At 60.0% G+C, this 24,732-nt stretch carries 24 protein-coding genes; 13 read left to right on the plus strand and 11 right to left on the minus strand.

The window, feature by feature from the left end; all coding sequences use genetic code 11:
- Nucleotides 1–10: 10 nt before the first annotated feature.
- Nucleotides 11–1,270 carry a cation:proton antiporter gene (locus tag ACDZ94_RS10745; protein WP_064454503.1) on the minus strand — a complete coding sequence of 420 codons (1,260 nt, stop codon included), beginning with the start codon at nt 1,268–1,270 and terminating at the stop codon, nt 11–13.
- Between the two features lie 193 nt (nt 1,271–1,463).
- On the opposite strand from ACDZ94_RS10745, the gene ACDZ94_RS10750 reads away from it, so the two are divergent.
- On the plus strand, nt 1,464–1,850 hold the full coding sequence (locus tag ACDZ94_RS10750) for an MAPEG family protein (RefSeq protein ID WP_064454502.1): 387 nt from the start codon (nt 1,464–1,466) through the stop codon (nt 1,848–1,850).
- 126 nt (nt 1,851–1,976) lie between these two features.
- On the opposite strand, the gene mltA is transcribed toward ACDZ94_RS10750, so the two are convergent.
- Entirely contained in the window at nt 1,977–3,164 is a 1,188-nt protein-coding gene (gene mltA / locus ACDZ94_RS10755; RefSeq protein WP_064454501.1) for a murein transglycosylase A, read from the minus strand.
- 129 nt (nt 3,165–3,293) lie between these two features.
- Between mltA and ACDZ94_RS10760 the strand changes: the two genes are divergently transcribed.
- Complete coding sequence (locus ACDZ94_RS10760; RefSeq protein WP_064454500.1) at nt 3,294–3,743, plus strand: c-type cytochrome; 450 nt, start codon at nt 3,294–3,296, stop codon at nt 3,741–3,743.
- Nucleotides 3,744–3,749: 6 nt separating this feature from the next.
- On the opposite strand, the gene ACDZ94_RS10765 is transcribed toward ACDZ94_RS10760, so the two are convergent.
- The 5 genes from ACDZ94_RS10765 to ACDZ94_RS10785 all read right to left on the minus strand — a co-directional run bounded on the left by ACDZ94_RS10765 (nt 3,750) and on the right by ACDZ94_RS10785 (nt 8,750).
- Nucleotides 3,750–4,145 carry a DUF1090 domain-containing protein gene (locus tag ACDZ94_RS10765; protein ID WP_064454499.1) on the minus strand — a complete coding sequence of 132 codons (396 nt, stop codon included), beginning with the start codon at nt 4,143–4,145 and terminating at the stop codon, nt 3,750–3,752.
- Between the two features lie 69 nt (nt 4,146–4,214).
- Nucleotides 4,215–5,879 carry an NAD-dependent DNA ligase LigB gene (gene ligB / locus ACDZ94_RS10770; RefSeq protein ID WP_432751441.1) on the minus strand — a complete coding sequence of 555 codons (1,665 nt, stop codon included), beginning with the start codon at nt 5,877–5,879 and terminating at the stop codon, nt 4,215–4,217.
- Between the two features lie 95 nt (nt 5,880–5,974).
- A complete protein-coding gene (locus tag ACDZ94_RS10775) occupies nt 5,975–6,322 on the minus strand; it encodes a hypothetical protein (RefSeq protein WP_432751442.1) in 348 nt (115 codons plus the stop codon).
- Between the two features lie 222 nt (nt 6,323–6,544).
- A complete protein-coding gene (gene metK / locus ACDZ94_RS10780) occupies nt 6,545–7,735 on the minus strand; it encodes a methionine adenosyltransferase (RefSeq protein WP_064454496.1) in 1,191 nt (396 codons plus the stop codon).
- Between the two features lie 19 nt (nt 7,736–7,754).
- Nucleotides 7,755–8,750, minus strand: a complete 996-nt coding sequence (locus tag ACDZ94_RS10785) for an ArsR/SmtB family transcription factor (RefSeq protein ID WP_064454495.1) — start codon at nt 8,748–8,750, stop codon at nt 7,755–7,757.
- A 258-nt stretch (nt 8,751–9,008) separates the two neighbouring features.
- Between ACDZ94_RS10785 and tkt the strand changes: the two genes are divergently transcribed.
- The 7 genes from tkt (at nt 9,009) to ACDZ94_RS10820 (ending at nt 16,074) form a co-directional block, all read left to right on the plus strand.
- Nucleotides 9,009–11,006, plus strand: coding sequence for a transketolase (gene tkt / locus ACDZ94_RS10790; RefSeq protein WP_432751443.1), 1,998 nt, complete (start codon nt 9,009–9,011; stop codon nt 11,004–11,006).
- 166 nt (nt 11,007–11,172) lie between these two features.
- A complete protein-coding gene (epd, locus tag ACDZ94_RS10795) occupies nt 11,173–12,228 on the plus strand; it encodes an erythrose-4-phosphate dehydrogenase (protein ID WP_064454493.1) in 1,056 nt (351 codons plus the stop codon).
- A gap of 26 nt (nt 12,229–12,254) precedes the next feature.
- Nucleotides 12,255–13,418 (plus strand): phosphoglycerate kinase, encoded by a 1,164-nt coding sequence (locus ACDZ94_RS10800; protein WP_259763350.1) that lies wholly within the window; start codon nt 12,255–12,257, stop codon nt 13,416–13,418.
- A gap of 29 nt (nt 13,419–13,447) precedes the next feature.
- The gene (locus ACDZ94_RS10805) at nt 13,448–13,675 is read left to right on the plus strand and encodes a hypothetical protein (protein ID WP_064454491.1); all 228 of its coding nucleotides are present in this window, start codon (nt 13,448–13,450) and stop codon (nt 13,673–13,675) included.
- A gap of 61 nt (nt 13,676–13,736) precedes the next feature.
- Nucleotides 13,737–14,069: an MliC family protein gene (locus tag ACDZ94_RS10810; RefSeq protein ID WP_064454490.1), complete on the plus strand. Its 333-nt coding sequence runs from the start codon at nt 13,737–13,739 to the stop codon at nt 14,067–14,069.
- Nucleotides 14,070–14,346: 277 nt separating this feature from the next.
- A complete protein-coding gene (fba, locus tag ACDZ94_RS10815) occupies nt 14,347–15,411 on the plus strand; it encodes a class II fructose-bisphosphate aldolase (RefSeq protein ID WP_003177554.1) in 1,065 nt (354 codons plus the stop codon).
- Between the two features lie 183 nt (nt 15,412–15,594).
- The gene (locus tag ACDZ94_RS10820; protein WP_432751444.1) at nt 15,595–16,074 is read left to right on the plus strand and encodes a hypothetical protein; all 480 of its coding nucleotides are present in this window, start codon (nt 15,595–15,597) and stop codon (nt 16,072–16,074) included.
- Nucleotides 16,075–16,206: 132 nt separating this feature from the next.
- Here ACDZ94_RS10820 and ACDZ94_RS10825 read toward each other — a convergent pair whose 3' ends face one another.
- Nucleotides 16,207–16,500 carry a fructose-bisphosphate aldolase gene (locus tag ACDZ94_RS10825; RefSeq protein WP_221295808.1) on the minus strand — a complete coding sequence of 98 codons (294 nt, stop codon included), beginning with the start codon at nt 16,498–16,500 and terminating at the stop codon, nt 16,207–16,209.
- 491 nt (nt 16,501–16,991) lie between these two features.
- The gene (locus ACDZ94_RS10830) at nt 16,992–17,657 is read right to left on the minus strand and encodes a polysaccharide lyase family 7 protein (RefSeq protein ID WP_064454487.1); all 666 of its coding nucleotides are present in this window, start codon (nt 17,655–17,657) and stop codon (nt 16,992–16,994) included.
- Between the two features lie 309 nt (nt 17,658–17,966).
- On the opposite strand from ACDZ94_RS10830, the gene ACDZ94_RS10835 reads away from it, so the two are divergent.
- Genes ACDZ94_RS10835 through ACDZ94_RS10845 form a run of 3 tightly spaced genes read left to right on the plus strand, consistent with a single transcriptional unit; the run spans nt 17,967 to nt 20,931 of the window.
- Complete coding sequence (locus ACDZ94_RS10835) at nt 17,967–20,072, plus strand: putative bifunctional diguanylate cyclase/phosphodiesterase (RefSeq protein WP_064454486.1); 2,106 nt, start codon at nt 17,967–17,969, stop codon at nt 20,070–20,072.
- 42 nt (nt 20,073–20,114) lie between these two features.
- Entirely contained in the window at nt 20,115–20,615 is a 501-nt protein-coding gene (locus tag ACDZ94_RS10840) for a M48 metallopeptidase family protein (protein ID WP_064454485.1), read from the plus strand.
- A gap of 19 nt (nt 20,616–20,634) precedes the next feature.
- A complete protein-coding gene (locus tag ACDZ94_RS10845) occupies nt 20,635–20,931 on the plus strand; it encodes a winged helix-turn-helix domain-containing protein (RefSeq protein WP_064454484.1) in 297 nt (98 codons plus the stop codon).
- A gap of 115 nt (nt 20,932–21,046) precedes the next feature.
- Here ACDZ94_RS10845 and ACDZ94_RS10850 read toward each other — a convergent pair whose 3' ends face one another.
- Nucleotides 21,047–21,499, minus strand: coding sequence for a GNAT family N-acetyltransferase (locus tag ACDZ94_RS10850; RefSeq protein ID WP_064454483.1), 453 nt, complete (start codon nt 21,497–21,499; stop codon nt 21,047–21,049).
- A gap of 198 nt (nt 21,500–21,697) precedes the next feature.
- Between ACDZ94_RS10850 and ACDZ94_RS10855 the strand changes: the two genes are divergently transcribed.
- On the plus strand, nt 21,698–22,435 hold the full coding sequence (locus tag ACDZ94_RS10855) for a substrate-binding periplasmic protein (protein WP_064454482.1): 738 nt from the start codon (nt 21,698–21,700) through the stop codon (nt 22,433–22,435).
- Between the two features lie 87 nt (nt 22,436–22,522).
- Here ACDZ94_RS10855 and yccS read toward each other — a convergent pair whose 3' ends face one another.
- Nucleotides 22,523–24,706 carry a YccS family putative transporter gene (gene yccS, locus ACDZ94_RS10860; protein ID WP_262666439.1) on the minus strand — a complete coding sequence of 728 codons (2,184 nt, stop codon included), beginning with the start codon at nt 24,704–24,706 and terminating at the stop codon, nt 22,523–22,525.
- Nucleotides 24,707–24,732 lie beyond the last annotated feature (26 nt).

Genomic DNA, 24,732 nt, shown 5'->3' on the forward strand with positions numbered 1-24,732 from the left:
CCCGTGTCTATCAGTGGGCGTCGGCTTGCGGGGCCGGTTCATCTTTGGTCACGTGTTTGACCAGCTTACCGATGCTCAAGCCCTGCAACAGGATCGACGACAGCACCACGATGTAGGTGATGCTCAGCAACAGGTCGCGCTCCGGGCCCAGCGGCAGGGCCAGGGCCAGTGCCACCGAAACCCCGCCACGCAAGCCACCCCAGGTGAGAATGCGGATGGTGCCGCGTGGCACCGTGCGCCAGCGGCGCAGCAACAGAATCGCCGGGGCCACGGTCAGCAGGCGTGACAGCAGGATCGCTACGGCGAGCAAGCTGGCGGCGAATACGTGCAGCCAGTTGAACGGCAACAGCAGCAGCTCCATGCCGATCAGCGCAAACAGCAGAGCGTTGAGCATGTCATCGAGCAGTTCCCAGAAACCATCCAGGTAGCGCCGGGTCATGTCGTTCATCGCCAGTTTGCGGCCCAGGTTGCCGATGATCAGCCCGGCCACCACCATCGCAATCGGTGCGGAAACGTGCAGTTCGCTGGCCATCGCCGAGCCGCCAATGACCAAGGCCAGGGTCAGCATCACTTCGATCTGGTGCTGCTCGATGCTCTTGATCATCAGGTACACCAGGTAGCCGATGAGCCCGCCAAATGCCACGCCGCCAATGGCTTCATGGGCAAACAGCATGGCGGTGGCGCCGACGGTTGGCGTTTCGCCCAACTGTGCGATGCCGAGCAGCACGGTGAACACCACAACCGCCGTGCCGTCGTTGAACAGCGACTCGCCGACGATGGTGGTTTTCAGGGGTTTCGAGGCGTTCGCGGTTCGCAGCACACCCAGCACTGCAATCGGGTCGGTAGGCGAGATCAACGCGCCGAACAACAGGCAGTAAAGGAAGCTCACGTGCCAGCCAAACAGGGCAAAGATGTAGTACGCCAGGCTGCCGATCACCACGGTGGCGATTAATACGCCGAAGGTTGCGAGTAAGCCGATGGGCCAGCGATAACTGCGCAGGTCATTCAGGTTGACGTGCAAAGCGCCGGCGAACAGCAGGAATGACAGCATCCAGTTCATCAGCAAGTCGCCGAAGTCGATCTGGCCGATCAACTGCTGGATACGCGCTTCCAGGCCGGGGTAGCCGATAACGCTCAGGCCTTGCAGGATCAGGGAAAACAGCAGGGCCGTGACCATCACGCCGATGGTGGGCGGCAGGCCGATAAAACGGAAGTTCACATAGGTGAGCAGGGTGGTGAGGCAGATGAAGGCGGCGACAAGTTCAAGCATCCGGGGTCCTTGGAGGAGAGTGACAGGTTGTTAATGGGTGGATGGACCGCAGCCGTGGCGGGATGTTGCAAACCACGCAGCAAAAGGCGGGTAGAACCTTTCGGTACGGCACGGCTCATAGCGGGTAAGTGCGGCTTCGCATTTTTAGTGCTAAAACTCTAACCGCTGACTAAAACGACAAAAGGAATCTGTGATGACGGTGGCATTCTGGTGTGTGTTGATTGCAATGTTTCTGCCTTACCTGTGCACGGGTTTGGCCAAGTTCAGCGGCGGCAAGTTCGGGCCGCGCCAGAACCATGACCCGCGCGCTTTCCTGGACACCCTCGAAGGGTTCGCCAAACGCGCCCACAGCGCACAGCTCAACAGCTTTGAAGTGACGCCTGCGTTTGCGGCGGCGGTGATCATTGCGCACCTGGCCGGTACAGCGTCGCTGGTGACCATTAATGTGCTGGCAGTGCTGTTTATCACCAGCCGCCTGCTGTACATCATTTGCTACCTGGCGGACTGGGCGATGCTGCGTTCGCTGGTGTGGTTCGTGGGCATGGCGTTGATTGCGAGTTTCTTCTTTGTCTCGATCTAAAGGCTGACGCGGTTTCATTGTGGGAGCGGGCTTGCTCGCGAAGGCGGCGGGTCAGTCATCAGTTGTGCTGGCTGATACACCGCCTTCGCGAGCAAGCCCGCTCCCACATTTGATCTTCAGTGGTCTTCAGGTCCCGGCGGGTGCGTCGGGCACCTGCGGCAACACTGCACCCTTGGGCCACAACATCCAGATCTGTCCCTGTTGCTTCATGTTCCCGGCCAATTCACCCGCTGCATCACCTGTGCCCCAGAACAAGTCCGCACGCACTTCGCCGGTGATAGCGCCGCCCGTGTCCTGCGCGGCGACGGGGCGTGCGATGGGTGAACCATCGGGTTGGGTGGTCGACAGCCACAGCAGGCTGCCCAGCGGAATCACCTTGCGATCCACTGCCACGCTGTAGCCCGCCGTCAGCGGCACATTCAGCGAACCACGCGGGCCTTCATTGCTGTCCGGGCGGGCGCTGAAAAACACGTAGCTGGGGTTGCTCGCCAACAGTTCCGGGATGCGTTGCGGGTGCGCCTTGGCCCAGGCGCTGATAGCGCCCATCGTCACGTCTTCTTTTTTCAGCTCGCCTTGCTCGACCAGCCAGCGGCCGATCGGTCGGTAAGGGTAGCCGTTCTGGTCGCCATAACCGACGCGCAGTTGACGCCCGCCCGCCAGTTGAATGCGCCCCGATCCCTGGATCTGCAGGAATTGCAGGTCCATCGGGTTAGTCAGCCAGGCAATCGGCTTGGCCGTGGAGCCCTGGCCGTTGATGGTACTGGCATCGTCATAGGGCTTGAGTACACGGCCTTCGAGACGGCCGCGCAGGCGCTTGCCTTTGAGTTCCGGGTAGATGCTTTCCAGGTTGACGATGATCAGGTCATCCGGCACACCGTAAACCGGCACATGGGCCGTGGCGGTTTCGGTCAGGCTGCCGGGGTAGACCGGTTCGTAGTAGCCGGTGATCAGACCGTTCGGCGTGTTGTCGGCCGAGCGCAAGCCGAATACATCCAGGCGTTCCTTGAGAAAACTGCGAACCGCCACGGCATCACCCGGCACGGTGGCTGCCGCTGCGCAGGTAGCGCCCCATACCGGGTCGGCCTTGAGGCGTTGGCAAGCGCTGCGCCAGGATTCAAACCCTGCCAGCAGATCGCTGTCGGAGACGGCTGGCAGGGCTTCCCACGGTGCGCTCACATAAGTGGCGACCGCATGGGGTTTGGCCGCTTCATCTTTTTTGTGGGCCTCTTTACCGCCATCGCATCCGGCCAACAACGCCAGCATCGGCAGAGCCAGCGCCAGGCGGCGGCTCCAGGGTTTCAACGTAATAGTCATACAAGCAATTCCTGAAGCGGTTGCCCGCGCCGTGGCGCATTCAGGCAACCCTTATTATTAATAGGGCTATTGGTCTTTACGGGCGGGGCGAGGATACTGGCCGCCGTTTCCCGTGACCTTGAAGCCATCATGACTTTTAAAAAACTGACCGTGGTATTGCTGGCCTGCCTGACCTTGTCCGCTTGCGGCGGTGTCGATCCGAATTCGCCCCTGGGCCAACGCAAGGCAATCTTTAAGCAGATGCTCAAAACCGGCGAAGACCTGGGCGGCATGTTGCGTGGGCGTATCCCGTTCGACGGCGCCAAGTTCGCCGAAGGCGCAGTCAAGCTCGATGCCTTGTCCCACGAACCGTGGAAGCATTTCCCGAGCGTGCGTGAAGAAGATCACACCAGCGCCAAGGACAACGTGTGGCAACAGCAGGCACGCTTCCAGGAGTTGGCCCGAAACCTTGAAGCGGCCACCGGTGAATTGGTGATCGCAAGCCAAGTGCAACCTTACAAGGCCAGCAACCTGGGGCCGGCGGTGCAGAAGGTCGAAGATGCCTGCACAGCCTGCCATAAACAGTTTCGGGATCACTGACCGGTCTTACTTGTCGAGTTCTTCTACGGCGTCCTGCAGTTCCTTGCGCGACTGGGCGAGCTTGTCTTTGCGTTTGTTGATCTTGTCCGCATCGCCCTTTTTCATTGCCTTGTCGAGGTCGGCCTGGCGGCGGCTGACTTCATGTTTGGCGTCGAGCACCTTGTTCTCGCGCTCTTTCCTCAAGGACGCGTCGGTGCAGTGGGCGGTGACTTCGCTCAGGGCTTTTTCCAGACCGGCTTGCTGCTCACTGTTGCCATGGGTCCTGGCCTGTTCGATCTGGGCGCTGATGGCTTGGCGTTTGGCGGCGCAGCCGGTAAGTTCCGGGACTTCTTCGGCGGCCAGCAGCGGCGTGGTCATGAAGCTTGCGACGGTCAACAAGGCTAGTGGGGCTAGAAATTTCATGTAAGGCTCCAAGGTCGCAATCGGTTGGCAGGGTGAATTCTGCCGGGGTTAAAAGTGGCCGGGCGGGGCTTAAAACCCGTCAATCCCGGCCACACGTAATGTTTCAGCTAATGCTTGTACTTGCGGGTCGCGAAAAAAAGCGCTCAATTGCGCCGCGCGGCCCGGGCCAATACCGTCGGTAGCCAGCCAGGCCTGGACATCTCTGGCGGCCAGGGTCTGCCAGCCGCCCTCCAGATCGTTGCGTGCCGAAGGCGGTACACCCAGCGCTTTGAGCCATTGCGCAAAGGGCCGTTGCCGAGCGCTTTGAAGGCTGTCGAGCACACGGGCACGGCTGCGTTCACCGAAGCCGTCAATGTTAGCAAGCTCTGCCGCATCCAGGGTCAACCAATCGAGAAAGCCTGCGATTAGACCGGCCTGGATCAATGCGTTCCAGGTTTCGCGCCCTATATTCGGTAAGGACAGGCCTTGATTGCTGCTCAGCCAGGTCAGCCGGGCGAGCAACTGTTCCTCGCAACCGGGGTCCAGTTGCCAACAGCTCAACGCGTGGAAGTCCCGAGCATCCGGTACCTGCACCGCCACCCTTGTCTTGTTGCGCAGGATCACTTGGTCCAACCGGGGAATCACTTGGCCGGCAAGGCTGATGGAGACCTGATCGCCAGGACGGATATCCAGCGCATGCCACTGTTTCAGGGAGCCGACGTTGACGCGGCGAATTTGCCGATCGTCCAGCCGCACGGGGTCCAGTTCCAGAATGGGGGTGATGCGCCCGGTGCGGCCGATCTTGAAGTGCACCTTGCGCACCAGCGCCAGCGCCTTGGTGACCGGGTACTTCCAGGCGATCGCCCAGTAAGGCGTTCCGGCCTGCCAGCGTTTGGCGGGTGGGCGCAACGCCTGGTGCAACACCACGCCATCGCTGGCGAAGGGCAGCGGATGGTTGTACCAGTAGCTGCGCCAGTGCGCGGCCTCAGTCATGTTCTGGATGGGCTGGCTGTAGCGACGGCTGTCGGCAAAACCCCAGCGCGCCAAGGTGGCCAGGCGCGTGGTGAAGTCTGCCGGGCCGTTGGGCCAGGCCCAGACGAACAAGCCGATTCCAGCGGCGTCAGCGTCACTCAGCTGGCGACGATTCATTAGCCCTGCCACCTTGCTTCGGGCACTTACCCCGCCGTGTGCTGACTGCACATGATCGTCAAGGCGCCAATAGAGTTCGCCTTGCAACACCAGATCGGTCGGCTCCGGCAGTTGCTGGACAATGCCGGGGAGCTTGCGTGCGGCGGCTGACCAATCCTGGCCGAGCAGGCCGTCACCTCGGCTGATGAGTTGGCTCAACCGACCCCGGTGATACACCAGCGTCACCGCAACGCCGTCGACCTTGGGTTGAATCCATACGTCTTGTCGGGTTCGGAGCCACTCATCGACAGCCTTTTCATCGACCAGCTTTTCCAGGCCGGTGTGCGCGACCGGGTGAGCCCGCGTGCCCCGTGAACTGGCCAATGGGTTGTCGGTGGCTGTGGTTAATTGAGTAAAACACGTTCTCCATTGAGCCAGGCGGTGGCGAGCCTGATCATAGAGTTCATCACTGACCGGGGATTGGCCAAGCCGGTGGTAGCTGTCATCCCATAGTTTTATCTGTTCAGCCAAGGTGTCGACCTGTGATCGGGCTTCCTCGGGGCAATCGTCTGCCCAGGCCAAAAAAGGCAGGGCGCTGAGTAAAAGAGCAATCAGTAAACGCATCATGAGCATCCTTGCTCGGAAGGGGCGCCCAGCCTAAGTGATACATACGGCCACAAAAAAGCCCCGACGCTGCGGGGCTTTTTACCGGGTGTTTCGAGTTACTTGAACAGACCGCCCAAGGCCTTCACCGTATCGTTCTTATCCACCCTGGCTTCCTGTGTTTGCTGCTTGGCGTCGACTTTGGCCTGGGACTCAGCCAGTTTGTTACAGCCTTTGTTGACCTGCTCTTGTGCCGCTTTAAAAGCCTTCACGCTCAGCATGTCGTTCTTGGCCTCGGCCGCATCGATCTTGGTTTGCAGGTCTTTGGCTTGTTGCTGGCAATCACCGGACTTGCTGCCCAGTTGGGTGCTCAGGGCGCCACCCAGTGCGCTCAGGTCGGCAGCCTGGGCCGGCAGGGTGAACAGGCTGAGCAGAAGGGCGGCAGGGAAGAGCGTGGAGATGCGCATGAAAAACCTCAATGTAAGATTGCCTGCGCGCTTATCTGTCCCGGGCTGGCGCAGTGCAATATCCAAATAAGGTGAAGCGCCCGAGAGGGCGCGGATTCTAGAGGGCCACTATTTGGCCTGCAAGGTTTTGGATCCAAAAACGTGAATATCAGCCGGTTAATCACCCGGCCAATAAAAAGCCCCGCAGGTTTTACCCTGCGGGGCTTTGTGTGCCGCGAGTGATTACAGGCCTGCAGCGGTACGCAGGTCGTTGGCGCGGTCAGTTTTTTCCCAGGTGAACGTGGTGAAGGTGTCGTCGCCGACAGTCTTCTGCGCAGGGGTACGACCGAAGTGGCCGTAGGCTGCGGTTTCCTGGTACATCGGGTGCAGCAGGTCGAGCATGGTGGTGATCGCGTAAGGGCGCAGGTCGAAGATCTCACGCACCAGCTTGACGATCTTTTCATCGCTGATCTTGCCGGTGCCGAAGGTATTCAGCGAGATCGACGTAGGCTGAGCCACACCGATAGCGTAGGAAACCTGAATTTCGCAACGCTCGGCCAGGCCGGCCGCAACGATGTTCTTGGCCACGTAACGACCGGCGTAGGCGGCGGAACGGTCAACCTTGGAGGGGTCTTTACCCGAGAACGCGCCACCGCCGTGACGGGCCATGCCGCCGTAGCTGTCGACGATGATCTTGCGGCCGGTCAGGCCGCAGTCGCCCACCGGGCCACCGATGATGAACTGGCCGGTCGGGTTGATGTGGAACTGGGTGTCCTTGGTCAGCAGCTCGGCAGGCAGCACGTGCTTGACGATCAGCTCCATCACGCCTTCGCGCAGGTCGGCGTAGGACACATCCGGGTTGTGTTGGGTCGACAGTACAACGGCGTCGATGCCTACGACTTTGCCGCCTTCGTAACGGCAGGTCACCTGGGACTTGGCGTCCGGGCGCAGCCATGGCAGCACGCCGGATTTACGCGCTTCGGCCTGGCGCTGCACCAGTTGGTGCGAGAAGGTGATCGGTGCCGGCATCAGCACGTCGGTTTCGTTGCTGGCGTAGCCGAACATCAGGCCCTGGTCGCCGGCGCCCTGATCTTCAGGCTTGGCGCGGTCCACACCCTGGTTGATGTCGGGGGACTGCTTGCCGATGATGTTCATCACGCCACAGGTCGCGCCATCGAAGCCGACGTCGGAGCTGTTGTAGCCAATCTTGGTGATGACGTCACGGACGATCTGTTCCAGATCGACCCAGGCCGTGGTGGTGACTTCACCGGCGATGATCGCCACGCCCGTTTTCACCAGAGTCTCGCACGCCACACGGGCGAACTTGTCTTCAGCAATGATGGCGTCCAGCACCGCGTCAGAAATCTGGTCGGCGATTTTGTCCGGATGCCCTTCAGACACGGACTCGGAGGTGAAAAGGGAGTATTCGCTCATCTCGATGATTTCCTGATATTTACCGATGGTGAGTGTCGCCAGCCGGCCGCTGAAAATGGCGGACCTGGATCTGGAAACCATTACGTAAACCTACATAGAGGCTTTCCCCGGGAACGAGTCCCGCAGCGGTGGCCCAACGGGCCAGATCGTCCTGTTCAAAACCCAACCAGAGATCACCGCAGGCCTCCTTGGCCCAATTCTGGTTGTGGCTGCATAAATCTGTGACCAGCAGGCTACCGCCGGGTTGCAGCAAGTTTGCCATCTGCTTGAGGGCGTCGGCGGGGGCGGCGAAATGGTGCAGGACCATGTTCAGCACCACGCAATCGGCCCGCAGGCTGGTGTCATTCAACGCGTCTGCCAACTGCAGGCTGACATTGCCCAGGGCTTCGCGCTCACACAGCTGGCGCGCCAGTTCGAGCATCGCCGGGCTGTTGTCCAGCGCCGTCACCTGCTGAAAGCGGCGCGCCAGTTCCGGCAGGAAACCGCCGTCGCCAGGTCCGACTTCCAGCGCCGTCGCCTCATGACTGAAGCTCAGCTTGTCCAACAGCGCCAGTACGCTTTCGCGGTATTGCGGCAAACCGGCGATGAGGTCCTGCTGGGCGCGAAACTTTTCGGCAACCCGAGAGAAAAAGTCCTGGCTGGCGGCGGCCCGTTGTCCGTGGACCTGGCCGATGCGCGACTGCACATCCGCCGGCAGGCTCAAGTTGTCGACTTCTTCGAGCAAAGCGCTGTGCAGCTTGCCGCCGAGCAGCTCGGTGTGGGGCAGGGCACGGCGGTAAAAAATCGCATTGCCTTCGCGGCGGGTGGCTACCAGCTCGGCCTGGGCCAGTACCTTGAGGTGGTGGCTCATGCCGGACTGGCCAATGGCAAAGATTTGCGCCAGTTCCAGTACCCCGAAGGAGTCGTTGGCCAGTGCGCGCAGTACGTTCAGGCGTAACGGATCACCAGCGGCCTTGCATAAGGCAGCCAGCTCATCGCCGTCGTCGGGACGCAGGGAGGGCACGGGTAGGTTCATAAGGCCAGCAGTCTAGTGATGGGTGTAAATCCCTGCAAGGCCAATATCAAAAAGTTTTGATATTGGTCGATAAGTGGCGGTTATAAGCAGCCGCTATTACCTCTAGACGAAGCCGTGGGGCGTTTCTGCAAGCGATTGCCGTGCAATGCGCAGGAAAAACACCGTCAAGTGACTATCTGTCATTGCCCGCAGGCGGTGGCTGAGGGAAAATGCCGGTCCTTTTTTCGGTTTCTATATTCAAACCCCAGGAGATCAGCGATGCCCAGCCGTCGTGAGCGTGCCAACGCCATTCGTGCCCTCAGCATGGATGCCGTGCAAAAAGCCAACAGCGGCCATCCCGGTGCCCCGATGGGCATGGCGGATATCGCCGAGGTACTTTGGCGTGACTACCTGAAACACAACCCGAGCAACCCGTCGTTCGCCGACCGTGACCGCTTCGTGCTGTCCAACGGCCACGGCTCGATGCTGATTTATTCGCTGCTGCACCTGACCGGCTACGACGTCACCATTGATGACCTCAAGAGCTTCCGCCAGCTGCACAGCCGCACCCCGGGCCACCCGGAATTCGGCTACACCCCAGGCGTCGAGACCACCACCGGTCCCCTGGGCCAAGGCCTGGCCAATGCGGTTGGCTTTGCGCTGGCTGAAAAAGTGCTGGGCGCGCAGTTCAACCGCCCTGGCCACAACATCGTCGACCACCACACCTATGTGTTCCTCGGTGATGGCTGCATGATGGAAGGCATTTCCCACGAAGTCGCTTCCCTGGCCGGTACCCTGGGCCTGGGCAAGCTGATTGCCTTCTACGATGACAACGGCATCTCCATCGACGGCGAAGTCGAAGGCTGGTTCACCGATGACACCCCGAAGCGTTTCGAAGCCTACAACTGGCAAGTGATCCGCAACGTTGACGGCCACGATCCGGAAGAAATCAAGACCGCCATCGACACCGCGCGCAAAAGCGAGCAGCCGACCCTGATCTGCTGCAAGACCACCATCGGTTTCGGCTCGCCGAACAAGCAAGGTAAAGAAGACTGCCACGGCGCCCCACTGGGTGACGCGGAAATCGCCCTGACCCGCGAAGCGCTGAAGTGGAACCACGGCCCGTTCGAAATCCCGGCCGACATCTACGCCGAGTGGAGCGCCAAGGAAAAAGGCCTGGCGACCGAAGCCGAGTGGGACCAGCGTTTTGCGGCCTACTCTGCCGAATTCCCGGAATTGGCCAACGAATTGGTACGTCGCCTGGCCGGTGACCTGCCTGCCGACTTCTCGGAAAAAGCCTCGGCCTACATCGCCGAAGTCGCGGCCAAGGGCGAGACCATCGCCAGCCGTAAAGCCAGCCAGAACACCCTGAATGCCTTCGGCCCGCTGCTGCCTGAGATCCTCGGCGGTTCGGCTGACCTGGCCGGTTCCAACCTGACCCTGTGGAAAGGTTGCAAAGGTGTTTCGGCAGAAGACGCCAGTGGCAACTACATGTACTACGGCGTGCGCGAGTTCGGCATGAGCGCCATCATGAACGGTGTGTCCCTGCACGGCGGCCTGGTGCCTTACGGCGCGACCTTCCTGATGTTCATGGAATACGCGCGCAACGCCGTGCGTATGGCCGCGCTGATGAAGAAGCGGGTGATCCATGTGTACACCCACGACTCCATCGGCCTGGGCGAAGATGGCCCGACGCACCAGCCGGTCGAGCAACTGACCAGCCTGCGTACCACGCCGAACCTGGATTGCTGGCGCCCAGCCGACGCGGTCGAATCCGCCGTGGCCTGGAAGCACGCCATCGAGCGTAAGGACGGCCCTTCGGCGCTGATCTTCTCGCGTCAGAACCTGCAGCACCAAGTGCGTACCGACGCGCAAATCGCCGACATCAGCCGTGGCGGCTACGTGCTCAAGGACTGCGCTGGCGAGCCGGAGCTGATCCTGATCTCCACCGGTTCCGAAGTCGGCCTGACCGTTCAGGCCTACGACAAGCTGACCGAGCAAGGCCGCAAGGTGCGTGTTGTGTCGATGCCCTGCACCAGCCTGTTCGAAGCCCAGGACGCGGACTACAAGCAATCGGTATTGCCGTTGCAAGTCAGCGCGCGTATCGCCATCGAAGCGGCTCACGCCGACTACTGGTACAAGTACGTGGGCCTGGAAGGCCGCGTGATCGGCATGACCACCTACGGTGAGTCGGCGCCGGCGCCAGCGTTGTTCGAAGAGTTCGGTTTCACCCTGGAAAACATCCTGGGTCAGGCTGAAGAGCTGCTGGAAGACTAAGGCTGTAGATTGAGGTGGCTGTACTGACGCCTTCGCGAGCAAGCCCGCTCCCACATTTGATCGGGTTCACACAGTTGCAATTGTGAACCCATTCAAGTGTGGGAGCGGGCTTGCTCGCGAAAGCGATCTAACAGCCACCCTATTACCCAAGGTAATCGAGAACCCCATGCCTCAACCGCGTCGCTACAAAGTTGCACTCAACGGCTACGGCCGCATTGGTCGTTGCGTCTTGCGTGCTCTGTTCGAGCGAGGGGCGGCGGCCGGGTTTGAAATTGTCGCGATCAACGATTTGGCCGACATGGCCAGCATCGAATACCTGACACGCTTTGACTCCACTCACGGCCGGTTCCCCGGCGAAGTGCGGGTCGACGGTGATTGTCTGCATATCAATGGCGACTGCGTAAAAGTCTTACGCAGTGCCACCCCCGAGGGCATCGACTGGGCGGCGCTGGACGTCGACCTGGTGTTGGAATGCTCCGGTGCTTACCACACCCGTGCCGATGGCCAGCGTTTTCTCGACGCCGGTGCACCGCGTGTGCTGTTTTCCCAGCCGATGGCCAGCGAGGCGGATGTCGACGCCACCATCGTCTACGGCATCAACCAGGATTGCCTGACCGGCGATGAGCTGCTGGTGTCCAACGCCTCCTGCACCACCAACTGCAGTGTGCCGCTGTTGCGCCTGCTGGATCAGGCGATTGGCCTGGATTACGTGTCTATCACCACCATCCACTCGGCCATGAATGACCAGCCGGTGATCGACGCCTATCACCACGAAGACCTGCGCCGTACGCGCTCGGCGTTCCAGTCGGTGATTCCGGTGTCCACAGGCTTGGCGCGTGGTATCGAACGGTTGTTACCGGAACTTGCCGGGCGAATCCAGGCCAAAGCTGTACGGGTGCCGACGGTGAACGTGTCCTGCCTGGACATCACCATGCAAACCGTCAGCGATACCGATGCCACTGAGGTCAACCGGATTTTGCGCGACGCCGCCACCCGCGGCCCGCTCAAGGGCCTTTTGGCCTACACCGAGTTGCCGCACGCCAGTTGTGATTTCAACCATGACCCGCATTCGGCGATTGTCGATGCCAGCCAGACCCGTGTTTCCGGCCCCAGGTTGGTGAACATCCTGGCCTGGTTCGATAACGAATGGGGGTTTGCCAACCGAATGCTGGATGTTGCGGACCATTATCTGCACATCGCCTCTGCTAAATCAGCCCTTTAAATCAGCCAATTCAGGAACTGCGACCCATGACCGTGTTGAAGATGACCGACCTCGATCTGCAAGGTAAGCGCGTACTGATTCGCGAAGACCTCAACGTCCCAGTCAAGGACGGTGTTGTCACCAGCGATGCGCGAATCCTGGCCTCGCTGCCGACCATCAAGCTGGCCCTGGAAAAAGGCGCGGCCGTGATGGTCTGCTCCCACCTGGGTCGCCCGACCGAAGGTGAGTTCTCCGCTGAAAACAGCCTCAAGCCTGTAGCCGACTACCTGAGCAAGGCCCTGGGCCGCGACGTGCCACTGGTGGCTGACTACCTGGGTGGCGTTGACGTCAAGCCTGGCGACATCGTGCTGTTCGAGAACGTGCGCTTTAACAAAGGCGAGAAAAAGAACAGCGACGAGCTGGCCCAGCAATACGCGGCCCTGTGCGACGTGTTTGTGATGGACGCCTTCGGCACCGCTCACCGTGCTGAAGGCTCGACCCACGGCGTGGCCAAGTTCGCCAAAGTCGCCGCAGCCGGCCCGCTGCTGGCCGCTGAGCTGGATGCACTGGGCAAAGCCCTGGGCGCTCCGGCGCAACCGATGGCCGCCATCGTGGCCGGTTCCAAAGTGTCCACCAAGCTGGACGTGCTCAACAGCCTGAGCCAGATCTGCAACCAGTTGATCGTTGGCGGCGGCATTGCCAACACCTTCCTGGCGGCAGCCGGGCACCCGGTGGGCAAGTCCTTGTACGAGCCGGACCTGCTCGACACCGCCCGTGCCATCGCGGCAAAAGTGAGCGTGCCGTTGCCGGTGGATGTGGTGGTTGCCAAGGAGTTTGCCGAAAGCGCCGAAGCCACCGTCAAGCTCATCGCGGACGTGGCTGCCGATGACATGATCCTGGACATCGGCCCGCAAACCGCGGCCAACTTCGCTGAATTGCTGAAGTCGTCCAAGACCATTTTGTGGAACGGCCCGGTGGGCGTGTTCGAGTTCGATCAATTCGGTAACGGCACCAAAGTCCTGGCCCAGGCTATTGCTGAAAGCTCGGCATTCTCCATCGCCGGTGGCGGTGACACCCTGGCGGCCATCGATAAATATGGCGTTGCTGACCAGATCTCCTACATTTCTACCGGTGGCGGCGCATTCCTGGAATTCGTCGAAGGCAAAGTCCTGCCGGCCGTTGAAGTGCTGGAAACCCGAGCCAAAGGCTAAGGCTCGTGATCCGGAAAAGGAGTATTCCCATGATCAAGTCGTTGGCACTGGTAATCGCAGCAGGCCTGTTGGCCGGCTGCGGCAGCACGCCAAGCGCTAAGCCTGACCCGGCAGAGCGTGCGCCGGGGCAGAAAAAGAGCTGCTACCAGGCTGACTGGCAAGCCGAGACCATGCCGGTGATCAACAAGCGCATCGGCAACGAGCGGCTGGAGAAATACGACGCTGCGCCCAACGGTCAGGAACAGGGTTGCCCGTGACCGGTCTGATCAATTAACCGACAGCAGTGGCGGCCTTCGGGTCGCCGTTCGAGGATTGGCAATGAAAGGCGTATTCGCCCTGGCTGCATTGGCCTTGTTGGCCGGCTGCAGCAGCATGAACATGTTCAACAAGGCAGAGCCGGCGGACAAGTGGACGACCTGGACTTGCGACAGCAAGGCCGAGATCAACTGGCGCTTTGCCAATCAGGCCCGTTCCGAAGTGGATGTACGCCTCGGTGGTTCGGACCAGGTTTACCGTCTTAAGCAAGACGTTGCCGCCTCGGGCGTGCTGTACAGCAACGACCAGTTGGCGTTTCACACAAAAGGTGAGGAAGGCCTGATTTACTGGGTCGCCACCGATGATTTGATCGGGCGTGGCTGCAAGGCCCAGTGAGAACACGAGCTTAAGATAAATGAGATCTAAATGTGGGAGCTGGCTTGCCTGCGATTGCGGTGGGTCAGCAAAATAAATGTTGTCTGATCTGCCCCCATCACAGGCAAGCCAGCTCCCACGTTGATCGGCTTTTTCAGTGGTATCAGCACAAGGCCACGCCAGCAATAACGATTCAGCAGGCCAAGCCTTAACCCCTTGATCTGCAATAACTTGAATAGCAGCCGCCGCTACGGCAGGCTTGCACGATTAACGACCCTCGATCGGGAGAGACAACACAATGGCACTTATCAGCATGCGTCAAATGCTGGACCACGCAGCCGAGTTCGGCTACGGCGTCCCAGCCTTTAACGTCAACAACCTTGAGCAGATGCGCGCCATCATGGAAGCCGCTGACAAGACCGACTCCCCAGTGATCGTCCAGGCTTCGGCCGGTGCCCGCAAATACGCCGGCGCCCCGTTCCTGCGCCACCTGATCCTCGCGGCGATCGAAGAATTCCCACACATCCCGGTGTGCATGCACCAGGACCACGGCACCAGCCCTGACGTGTGCCAGCGCTCCATCCAACTGGGCTTCAGCTCGGTGATGATGGACGGCTCCCTGGGCGAAGACGGCAAGACCCCAACCGACTACGAGTACAACGTACGCGTCACCCAACAAACCGTGGCCATGGCTCACGCCTGCGGCGTGTCGGTTGAAGGCGAGCTGGGCTGCCTGGGTTCCCTGGAAACCGGTATGGCCGGCGAAGAAGACGGCATCGGCGCCGAAGGCGTGCTGGACCACAGCCAAATGCTGACCGACCCGGAAGAAGCGGCCGACTTCGTCAAGAAGACCCAAGTGGACGCCCTGGCCATCGCCATCGGTACCAGCCACGGCGCTTACAAATTCACCAAGCCACCTACCGGCGACGTGCTGGCCATCGACCGCATCAAGGAAATCCACAAACGCATCCCTAACACCCACCTGGTGATGCACGGTTCTTCCTCGGTACCGCAAGAGTGGCTGGCGATCATCAACCAGTACGGCGGCGACATCAAAGAAACCTACGGCGTACCGGTTGAAGAAATCGTCGAAGGCATCAAGTACGGCGTGCGCAAGGTCAACATCGACACCGACCTGCGCCTGGCGTCCACCGGCGCAATGCGTCGCCTGATGGCCACCAACCCGAGCGAATTTGACCCACGTAAATTCTTCGGCGCCACCGTAACCGCGATGCGTGATGTTTGTATCGCGCGTTACGAAGCGTTCGGCACTGCCGGCAATGCTTCGAAGATCAAGCCGATCTCGTTGGAAGCGATGTACCAGCGGTATTTGAAAGGTGAGTTGAACGCCAAGGTGAACTAAGCCTTTAGCGTTTAAAAGAAGCCCGCAGTGATGCGGGTTTTTTTGTGGCTTAAATATAATGGGGAGCGCGGGCTATTATTTCGAATTGACCTAGCGGACTGTGATTTCTCACAGTAGCTAGCCAGTGTAAATGGCCGTAGTTTTCTGAGGCAGCTAACTCAATGCACTTGCGAGGAAAACGCCATGGTCACTCCGCAAAAGCTACCCGTTATGAATATTTTTACGAATGTTCGAAACTCCATCAATTTGACCCCGTTGAAGAAGTTAGGGCGAGAGCCGAGTAATACGCTGAGTATCAATCCTTCTTGTGGCGGGCTGGTCGTGGAGATTCCCTTTGATAGGGCGAAGTACACCGTGGGTTCAGTTATTTCCATTACCTATAACTTTTGGTATTTGGACGGGAGTGGGAATGGCGGGTTGCCTCTATACAGTTTTGAGGTGACGAGTACTACGCTTAATAATGTATCGGCGTCCAATATCTACTCTGTGGTGCTCTCTGATGAGATTCTTTCCTTTCTCCGGCCTGGGGTGCGGACCGAGTTAGGCTATAGCGTTAGTGTCTATAAAGACCCAAATGATCGATTTAAAAGTGCTACTTCTCCAGTGGACGCTGTCGCCATCTGTAGTTCCACGCCTGCGCCCTTTGATATCGTTGTTCCTTAATGTGTATGGTTATTAAGGGAAGGGTCATGCGCTGGTCATTCTGGAAAGTCAGTTGAGCCCCCGGGTCAGCTAAGCATAATGTGATAATGAAAAGCCCGCAGCGCTGCGGGCTTTTTTGTGGCCGGGATTTGATCAGGCAGCGTCAGGCGTATCGAAACCGCGGTGCTCGATGACCCTGAACACATCGCTCACGTCCTGGACCAGAATGCGCGCAGTGTTGGCCACGTTGTTCAGGTCGCGTTCGGCGAAGTCCGGCAGGCTGGAGCAGGCCATCAGGTTGAGGTGTTCAAGGGCGGCGTTGAGGCGTTCGCGCAGGCAGGCGTGGAGGTCCAGCAGTGGGGCGTCGCTGTCGATTAGCAGCACTGGGTAATCGGTGGCGGTTTCGGTGCACGGGGTGAAACGACGGGGTGGCAGTTTTTGGGTCATGGTGAATCCTTAACTCGAGAGAAGAATGACCACCGTTTGCTGCGAAACAAATTGGGTGGCAGCTGTACGCGGGTTCGCAGACCGAGGAGTTAAGACCCGGCAGACCCGAAGGTCTCCCACGCACAGCCGCCATAACAAGACGGCCATTGGCAGGAGCGCTAGGGCAGTTTTGACGGGTGCGGAATTAACTCTGTAGGGCTGCGAAACCCTATCGCCGGTCAATGCCAGCGACGGGGCGAACTATAAGCGCCGATCTGGCTTGCCGCAACGGTCCTGTAGGCCCCGTCCCGGCGGCCCAGCCAATGAAGGTCAAATGTGGGAGCCGGGCTTGCCCGCGATCGCGGTGTGTCAGCCACCAGACAGGCTGGCTGATAGTCCGCCATCGCGGGCAAGCCCGGCTCCTACAGGGATTTGAGGCGTGTTTAAAAGGTTGGATGAGTCAGCGAATAATCCGTGGCGTCACAGGACGAGGCCTACGCGAGATACGGCACTTACTCGTGATCAATATCCAACTTGGCAAACGTCACGCGTGCACCTTCCTTGCTATTCCCACTGTTGTCCTGCACATACACCCCAGCCTTGAAGTACAGCGGCTTCGCAGCCCACGCGGCGCCAATGCGCTCGTTCCATTGGCCGTCTGCGGCAGATACGCTGAGTAAGCCGGCCTTATTGAGGTTGATCACATAGGTGAAGCTCTTCTCCAATGGCACGTTACTGGCGACGGTGACCACGCGCCCCTCACCATCATCCGGGCGCATGCGCACTTTGGCGACGATGTTGCCGGTCTGGGTCGATTCCTTGAATTGGTATTCCAGCTTGATCAGCGGTTTCTGGCTGTCATACGCGTGAATCTGGCCGATCACCACTTTGCCGCTTGAAGGCACTTGGTTGACGGTCACGGTGGCGCGCAGGAAGTTGTTGGCCTCGTTGTAAGTCCAGTTACGCAGGCGGCCGTCGGCGTAGGTTTCACGCAGTTCGCTGCGCGGGTAGATGGCGTTTTCGGTGCGGGTGCCGGTCACGGGTGTCCAGAATTGCACGTTGCTGCCTTCGGCCTGGAAATATTGGTCCTTGAAGCCGCTCAGCAGTTTCGGGGTGTCGATGGTCGCGGGCGGGGAGCCGACAGGAATGCTCAGGTTCCAGGTGGAAAGGTCGATCATGGTGTTGGCCTTTTACAGAGGTGACGGCTTTGGCCCGGGGGCCTTACAGGTTCTTTATAAGCGCTGATCGTCAGGTTGTTAAACAATTGCTGGCGATTTATTGGCGTCAGAGGAATGCCAAAAAGCCATGTTTCCCATGGTCCGTGGGCTGTAGGGGCTTACCGTTAGTCGGCTTCCTAAGCTTTGGCGCAATGATGGCACCCGCGTCACTTCTGCTTTTTTGGAACCGGGGCTAGAGTGAGACCTCAGTGTTTGTCCGGTTTTTATATCAGAAGTAACCGGTGCAACTCCTCAAGGAAGAGACGTAGCATGGATTGCGCTCCATACCCCGGCGATGGCAGTTCGGTTCTTCTGGTGGTCGACGACTACCCGGAAAACCTCATCAGCATGCGTGCGCTTTTGCAGCGTGAAGATTGGCAAGTGATGACCGCAGCTTCAGGGCTGGAGGCATTGGAATTACTGTTGGCGCACGAAGTCGACCTGGTGTTGCTGGATGTGCGCATGCCCGGCATGGATGGCTTTGAGGTGGCGCGCCTGATGCGTGGCAGCCAGCGTACGTGCATGACACCGATTATTTTTTTGACCGCGCATGCCCAGTCTTCTGCGGCCGTGCTGGAAGGCTATGCCAGCGGTGCCATCGACTACCTGTTCAAGCCCTTCGACCCGCATATTCTCAAGCCCAAGGTCCAGGCCCTGCTGGAGCACCAGCGCAACCGCCGAGCCTTGCAGCGCCTGAGCCATGACCTGGAATCCGCGCGGGCCTTTAATGCCTCGGTGCTGGACAACGCCGCCGAGGGCATCCTGGTGGTGGGCGAGGCCAGTGTGATCCAGTACGCCAACCCGGCCATTTCGCGGTTGCTGAATGCCACGATGGCCGAGTTGCAGGGCGAGAGCTTTCTGAGTTTCCTGCAAAAACCCCACGTGCCCACCTGGTTGGGGTTCCCGATGTATGAGGCCTATCGCAAGGGCGAGACCTGGCGACAGCACGACGCTATTTTGCGCACCGGTCGCGGCCAGCAGGTGCCGGTGGCCTTGTCCTGCGCGCCTCTGCCCGCCGAGCAGAAGGCTATGGTGGTGACGGTGCTGGACATGTCCGAGGTGCGCCACCTGCATCAGCAACTGGAGTTCCAGGCGGTTACCGACCCGTTGACCGGGCTGCTGAATCGGCGTGGCTTTCACCAGGCAGTAGAGAACACCTTGCTGCGCAGCGAACGTAATGGGCTGTCGCTGGTGTTGCTCTACCTGGACCTCGACGGCTTCAAGCGGGTCAACGATTCGCTGGGCCACGACGCGGGGGATCGGGTGCTGCGCTGGGTCTCGGAGCAAATGCAGGCGTGTCTGCGGTCCTACGACATTCTCGGGCGTATGGGTGGGGATGAATTCACCGCCTTGCTGGAGCTGGAGTTTCCGGAGCAGGCGGCGAAGATTTCGGAAAAACTGATCGAGCGAGTGTCTGTCTGTCAGCAAGTCGATGGTTTGGACGTGATGCTCGGTGTCAGCATTGGTATTGCGACCTTCCCGGATTGCGGCGCTGACTTGAATGGCCTGCTGCGCGCGGCGGATATCGCCATGTACGAAGCCAAGCGTGCAGGGCGTCAGCAATATCGCTATTACGATCAGGAAATGAACGGCCGTGCCCGTTCGCGCCTGATGCTCGAAGACAGTGTACGTAACGCGATTCAAAACAAGGATTTCGCCCTGGTCTACCAGCCCCAGGTGTCGCTGGAGGATGGCCGTTTGCGCGGCGTCGAGGCGCTATTGCGCTGGCAGCACCCAAGCGTCGGCGATGTGCCGCCGGGCTTGTTTTTACCGTTGCTGGAAGAGGCGCGGCTGATCAGCCAGTTGAGCGCCTGGATCTACCAGCAAGTCGCCGCCCAGCGTCGGGCCTGGCAAGCCACCTTCGATGACGAGTTGGTGCTGAGCGTGAGCCTGAGCAGCAGCCAGTTCAACATGCCAAACCTGGCGAGCCAACTGCAGCAGGTCCTTGAGCGATATGGGTTGCAGGGGCGGCAGTTGGAGGTGGAGATCAGCGAAGACAGCCTGATGAGCAACCTTGAAGAAACCCACAAGCAGCTCAAACTATTGCGTCAGATCGGCGTGCGTATTGCCCTGGATGACTTTGGTTTGGGCCAGTGTTCGCTGGCCCATTTGCGTGATCTGGAGTTCGACACGCTCAAGCTGGACCCGCAACTGGTGGCACGTCTGCCAGGCTCGGTGCGCGATGCGGCGATGGCCCGCAGTATTATCCAGTTGTGCGGGCACTTTGATGTGTTGGTGATCGCCGAGGGGGTGGAAACCCAGGAGCAATCCCAGTGGCTCAGGGCCAATGGCTGCTCATGTATTCAAGGGCCGTGGGCGGCGCAGCCACTGGTGGCCGAGGAAATGGCGATCTGGTCCCACCCCCGGCCGCTTTGAATTCGCTACACTGGCGCCCATTCGAACCCTGTTGCAGACTCCATGACCGCGCTGAAATACCTCCAGGCCTACCCCGCAGCTCTCCAGGAGCAAGTGCGCCAATTGATCGCCAAGGACCAATTGGGCGCCTACCTGGAGCAGCGCTACCCCGAACGTCATGCGGTGCAGAGTGACAAGGCGCTGTACAGCTATGCCCTGGCCTTGAAGCAGGAACACCTGCGTAACGCGCCGGCCATCGACAAAGTGCTGTTCGACAACCGCCTGGACCTGACCCACCGCGCTTTAGGCCTGCACACCACGATTTCGCGGGTGCAGGGCGGTAATCTCAAATCCAAGAAAGAGATTCGCATCGCCGCGTTGTTCAAGGAGGCCGCGCCGGAGTTTCTGCGCATGATCGTGGTGCACGAGCTGGCGCACTTCAAGGAATCGGACCACAACAAGGCGTTCTACAAACTCTGCGAATACATGATGCCGGGCTACCATCAGGTGGAATTCGACCTGCGGGTTTACCTCACGTATCGCGACTTGCAGGGCAAGCCCTAACCTCATAAGGCTTTCGACCATGGATGTGAGCAAGACCAAAAGCAGTTTTTACCGCCGCCTGTATGTGGCGTACCTGATCGACAGTGGGCAGGCCAGCAGTGTCCCGGCGTTGACTGATGCCACCGGCATGCCACGGCGCACAGCGCAGGACACGATTGCGGCGTTGGCCGACCTGGATATCGTGTGTGAGTTCGAGCAGGCAGACGGCGCGCGCAATCATGCCGGGCACTATCGGATTCGGCGCTGGGGGGCGATTGATCGGGGGTGGATCGAGGCTAATCTGGCGTCGATCAAGCAGGTGTTGGGGTATCCCTGAGACAGGCGGGTGACAGCTCTGGCCTCATCGCAGGCAAGCCAGCTCCCACCTTTAACCGCGTACAACCCTTGGAATGCGGTCGATTGTGGGAGCTGGCTTGCCTGCGATGGCGTCCTTACTGGCGCCGCATGCCTATATGGGGAATGTCATCTTCCAGGTATTCCTCACCCGCCACCACAAACCCATACCGCCCGTAATACCCCTGCAAATGCGCCTGGGCTGACAGAAAAATCGGCGTCTCAGGCCAGATATCTTCGATGCGCTTGAGGGTTTCTTCCATCATTTGGTGGCCCAGCCCGGTGCCGCGTGCCACCGGCGCGACGATCACTCGGCCGATCACCACATCACCACCCTGTGATTCCGGGTCGAGCAAGCGCAGGTACGCCACCAACGCGTCATCCTTCCAGGCCATCAAGTGATGGGTATCACCCGAAAGATCCTGGCCGTCGAGGTCCGGGTAAACGCATTTCTGTTCAACGACAAAGACCTCGCTGCGTAGGCGCAAAATCGCGTAAAGCTGCTCCTTGCCCAAGTCATCATGATGTTTGCAGACCCATTCAACGGTCATGGCGTGCTCTCTTATTAATGTCTGTTGTCGATAGTAAGCGCCTGCGGCCCCCCTGTCTAAATCGAGCGTTTTTGTGAATGGCGTCAATTCGCCATCATTCAGTGCAATCGCTGCTGGCTTCTTTGTGTAATCTGCAATGCAGGCTCATTGATGAGCTACTGTTATCAGGCCACTGCCTGCCCGCCAAGGACTTTAAGCATGCCGCGATTTTCTCGTGCCGTTGCTTTGATAGGAGTGTTGTTGCTGGCCCAGCCTGCGGTCGCACAACGTCTGCGCCTGGTGGCGGATGCCTGGCCGCCTTTTACCGATGCCACCTTGATCAACGGCGGCTTGGCCACCGATATCGTCAGCACGGCCCTTGCTCGCGCAGGCTACGCCAGTGACTTTGAACAAGTGCCCTGGGCTCGGGCGCTGATGGGCGTGGGCGACGGCCGCTATGACGTGCTGATCAATGCCTGGTACGACGATGCGCGTACCAAACTGGGACAGTTTTCCGGTGAATACCTGCTTAACCGTGTGCGCTTTATCAAGCGCCGCGATGATCCCATCGACTATCAGGACCTGGAGCAACTGCACGACGAATCCATCGCCGTGGTGCGCGGGTATGCCTATTCAGCGGCGTTCGATCAGGATGCACACCTGCAGAAGGTGCCTGTGCATAACTTCGCCATGGCCGTGCGCATGCTCGCGGCGCAGCGCGTAAGGCTGACGCTGGAAGATGAATATGTTGCCCGCTACTACCTGGCGCGCGAGTCGGCGCGGGTGCGCAATGCGGTGGAGTTTTTACCCAAGCCACTGAGTGAAAACAGCCTGCATATTCTAGTGAGCCTGAAGAACCCCGAGCATGAGGAGATCGTCGCCAGCTTTGACCGGGAGATTGCCAAGATGAAGGTCGATGGCAGTTACGAGCGGTTGATGAAGGCGCATGGGATGTAGTGTTCTTGCGGGCGCCATCGCGGGCAAGCCCGGCTCCCACAGGTAAGCGCATTCCAACGTGGGCGCTGGCTTGCCTGCGATGGCGATTTAAGCTTCGGCAGTATCTTTGATCAGATGCGCCGCCAGCGTTCGCAATGGCCCCAGCTGCCGACAGATCAATGCCAATTGTGTCTGCACCAACCGTTGCCCTTCATCGATCTCATCCGGCATCTGTTCCAGTTCCGCCGCCAAGGCTTCCTCGGCATCGCTCTGAATCGCGACCGGCTGCTTGTTGGCCAGCCCAGTGGCGATCTCATCGATGCTCGCTGCCAGGCTGTTGCCGGCGCCGTCGATCAGATGCTCACGCACTTCGGCCGGCAGTTGGGTCTCGCGGTGTGCGCCCAGCCCCGACAGGTAGCTGAGCAAGGTGTGCGAGAGCACCAGGAAGCGGAAGCCTACGTCGGCCTCTTTGCGAAAATGCCCCGGCTCCATCAACATATTGGCCAGTGTCGTGGACAGCGCCGCATCCGCGTTGTGGGCGTTACGCCGCGCCAGCCGATAAGCCAGGTCGTCGCTCTTGCCCGCCGCGTATTGCTGCATGATCTGGCGCAGGTAGATGCTGTTGCAGGTCAGGGTGTTGGCCAGCACCTTGTTCAAGCGGCGACCTTGCCAGTCCGGCAGGAACAGGAAGACCGCCAGGCCGGCGATCAGGCTGCCGAGCAAGGTATCGAACAGCCGTGGCAGGAACAGCCCGTAGCCATCGCCCACCTGGTTGAAGCAGAACAACACCATCAGCGTGATCGCCGCCGTAGCCAGGGTGTAGCGGGTGGTGCGGTTGATAAAGAACACCAGGCCTGCGGCAATGGCGAACAGCGATTGCACCAGCGGGCTTGGGAACAGGTCGAACAGCGCCCAGGCCACGGTCAAACCGATGGCAGTGCCGATGATCCGTTGGCCGAGCTTGCGCCGGGTGGCGCCGTAGTTGGGCTGGCAGACGAACAGGGTGGTGAGGATGATCCAGTAGCCCTGGGAGGCGTGAATGGCATGCAAGGTGCCGTAGCCGATGGTCAGCGCCAGGGCGAGGCGCAAGGCATGGCGGAACAGCAGTGACGTCGGCGTCAGCTGCGTGCGCAGGCGCGTCCACATTTCCTTCAGGTTGCGCGGGGCGCGGTCCAGCAGGTTGCTGTCGGTGGCATCCGCGAGGGAGTCGGGGTTGCTGGCGTCGCCGAGCAGGCGGTCGAGGGTGGACAGGTTGGCGGCCAGGGCGCGCAACGAGCGCAGCAAGCCGCGCCACGCGGGGTTGCTCTGGATGCGCAGGTGTTCCAGCGAGGCATTCAGGTCGCCCAGGGCTTCGGCGAAGCTGTCGTCATAAATGAAGGGCTGGCGCAGCTGGATCGACTCGCCCAGGGTCTGGCAGGCCTTGGCTTGCTGGCGCAGCAGGCGCTGGCAGCGGAACAGCACATCGCTGTGGAAGAAGGCTTCGGCCAGGGCGTTGTAAGGGTAGTGGGACGAACTGGCGCGCTCGTGGATGTCCTGGGCCAGGAAGTAGAGCTTCAGGTAGCGGCTGACCTTCGAGCCCGGTCGACCATTGCCCACGCGGTGCAGGATGATTTCCTTCGCCGCATTCAGCGCCGCAACGACACGGCCATTTTGCTGGGCCAGTTCCAGCCGCCGTGCTTCCACATCCAGTTGGCGGATCGGTTCGAACAGCGACGATTTGAGCTTGAGGTAGCGCCCCAACTCGCGAAACAACCGCGCCAGGCTCTGTTGCACCGGTTGGTTGGAGAACAGCGCCTGCCACAGCACCGACAGCACGCCGTACCACGCGGCACCGGCCACCAGCAGCAGCGGCTCATGCCAGAAATCGGTGACGGCCCCCCCGCGCTGGTCCACGCCGATCATGGTGTACACCGACAGAATCAATGTGGCCGACGCAATCGCGCCATAGCGTTCGCCGAGGGCGCCGAGCATGGTCAGGCAGAAACTGGCCAGGGCCAGGGCGATGGCGAAAATCCAGGGATAAGGGAACAGCAGCTCCACCGACAGCGCAGCGATGCTGAAACACACCAGCGTTACCGCCAGGGCATTGAGGCGGCCTTGCCAGCTGTCATCGGTCTCGGCCAGGGCGCTGGCGATAATCCCCAGGAACAGCGGGATCAGCAGGGTCATTTCATCCTGATACCAGCACAGCGCCATGCTGCCGGTGAGGGCGATGAATACCCGTACGCTGTAACTGAATTTATCCAGGGCCCACAGGCGCCGCATGGACTGCTTGAACGAGGTCGATGACATGAAGTCTGGAGTCTTCCGGGACGATG

Source organism: Pseudomonas sp. UBT (assembly GCF_050915955.1).
Lineage (GTDB): Bacteria > Pseudomonadota > Gammaproteobacteria > Pseudomonadales > Pseudomonadaceae > Aquipseudomonas > Aquipseudomonas antarctica_A.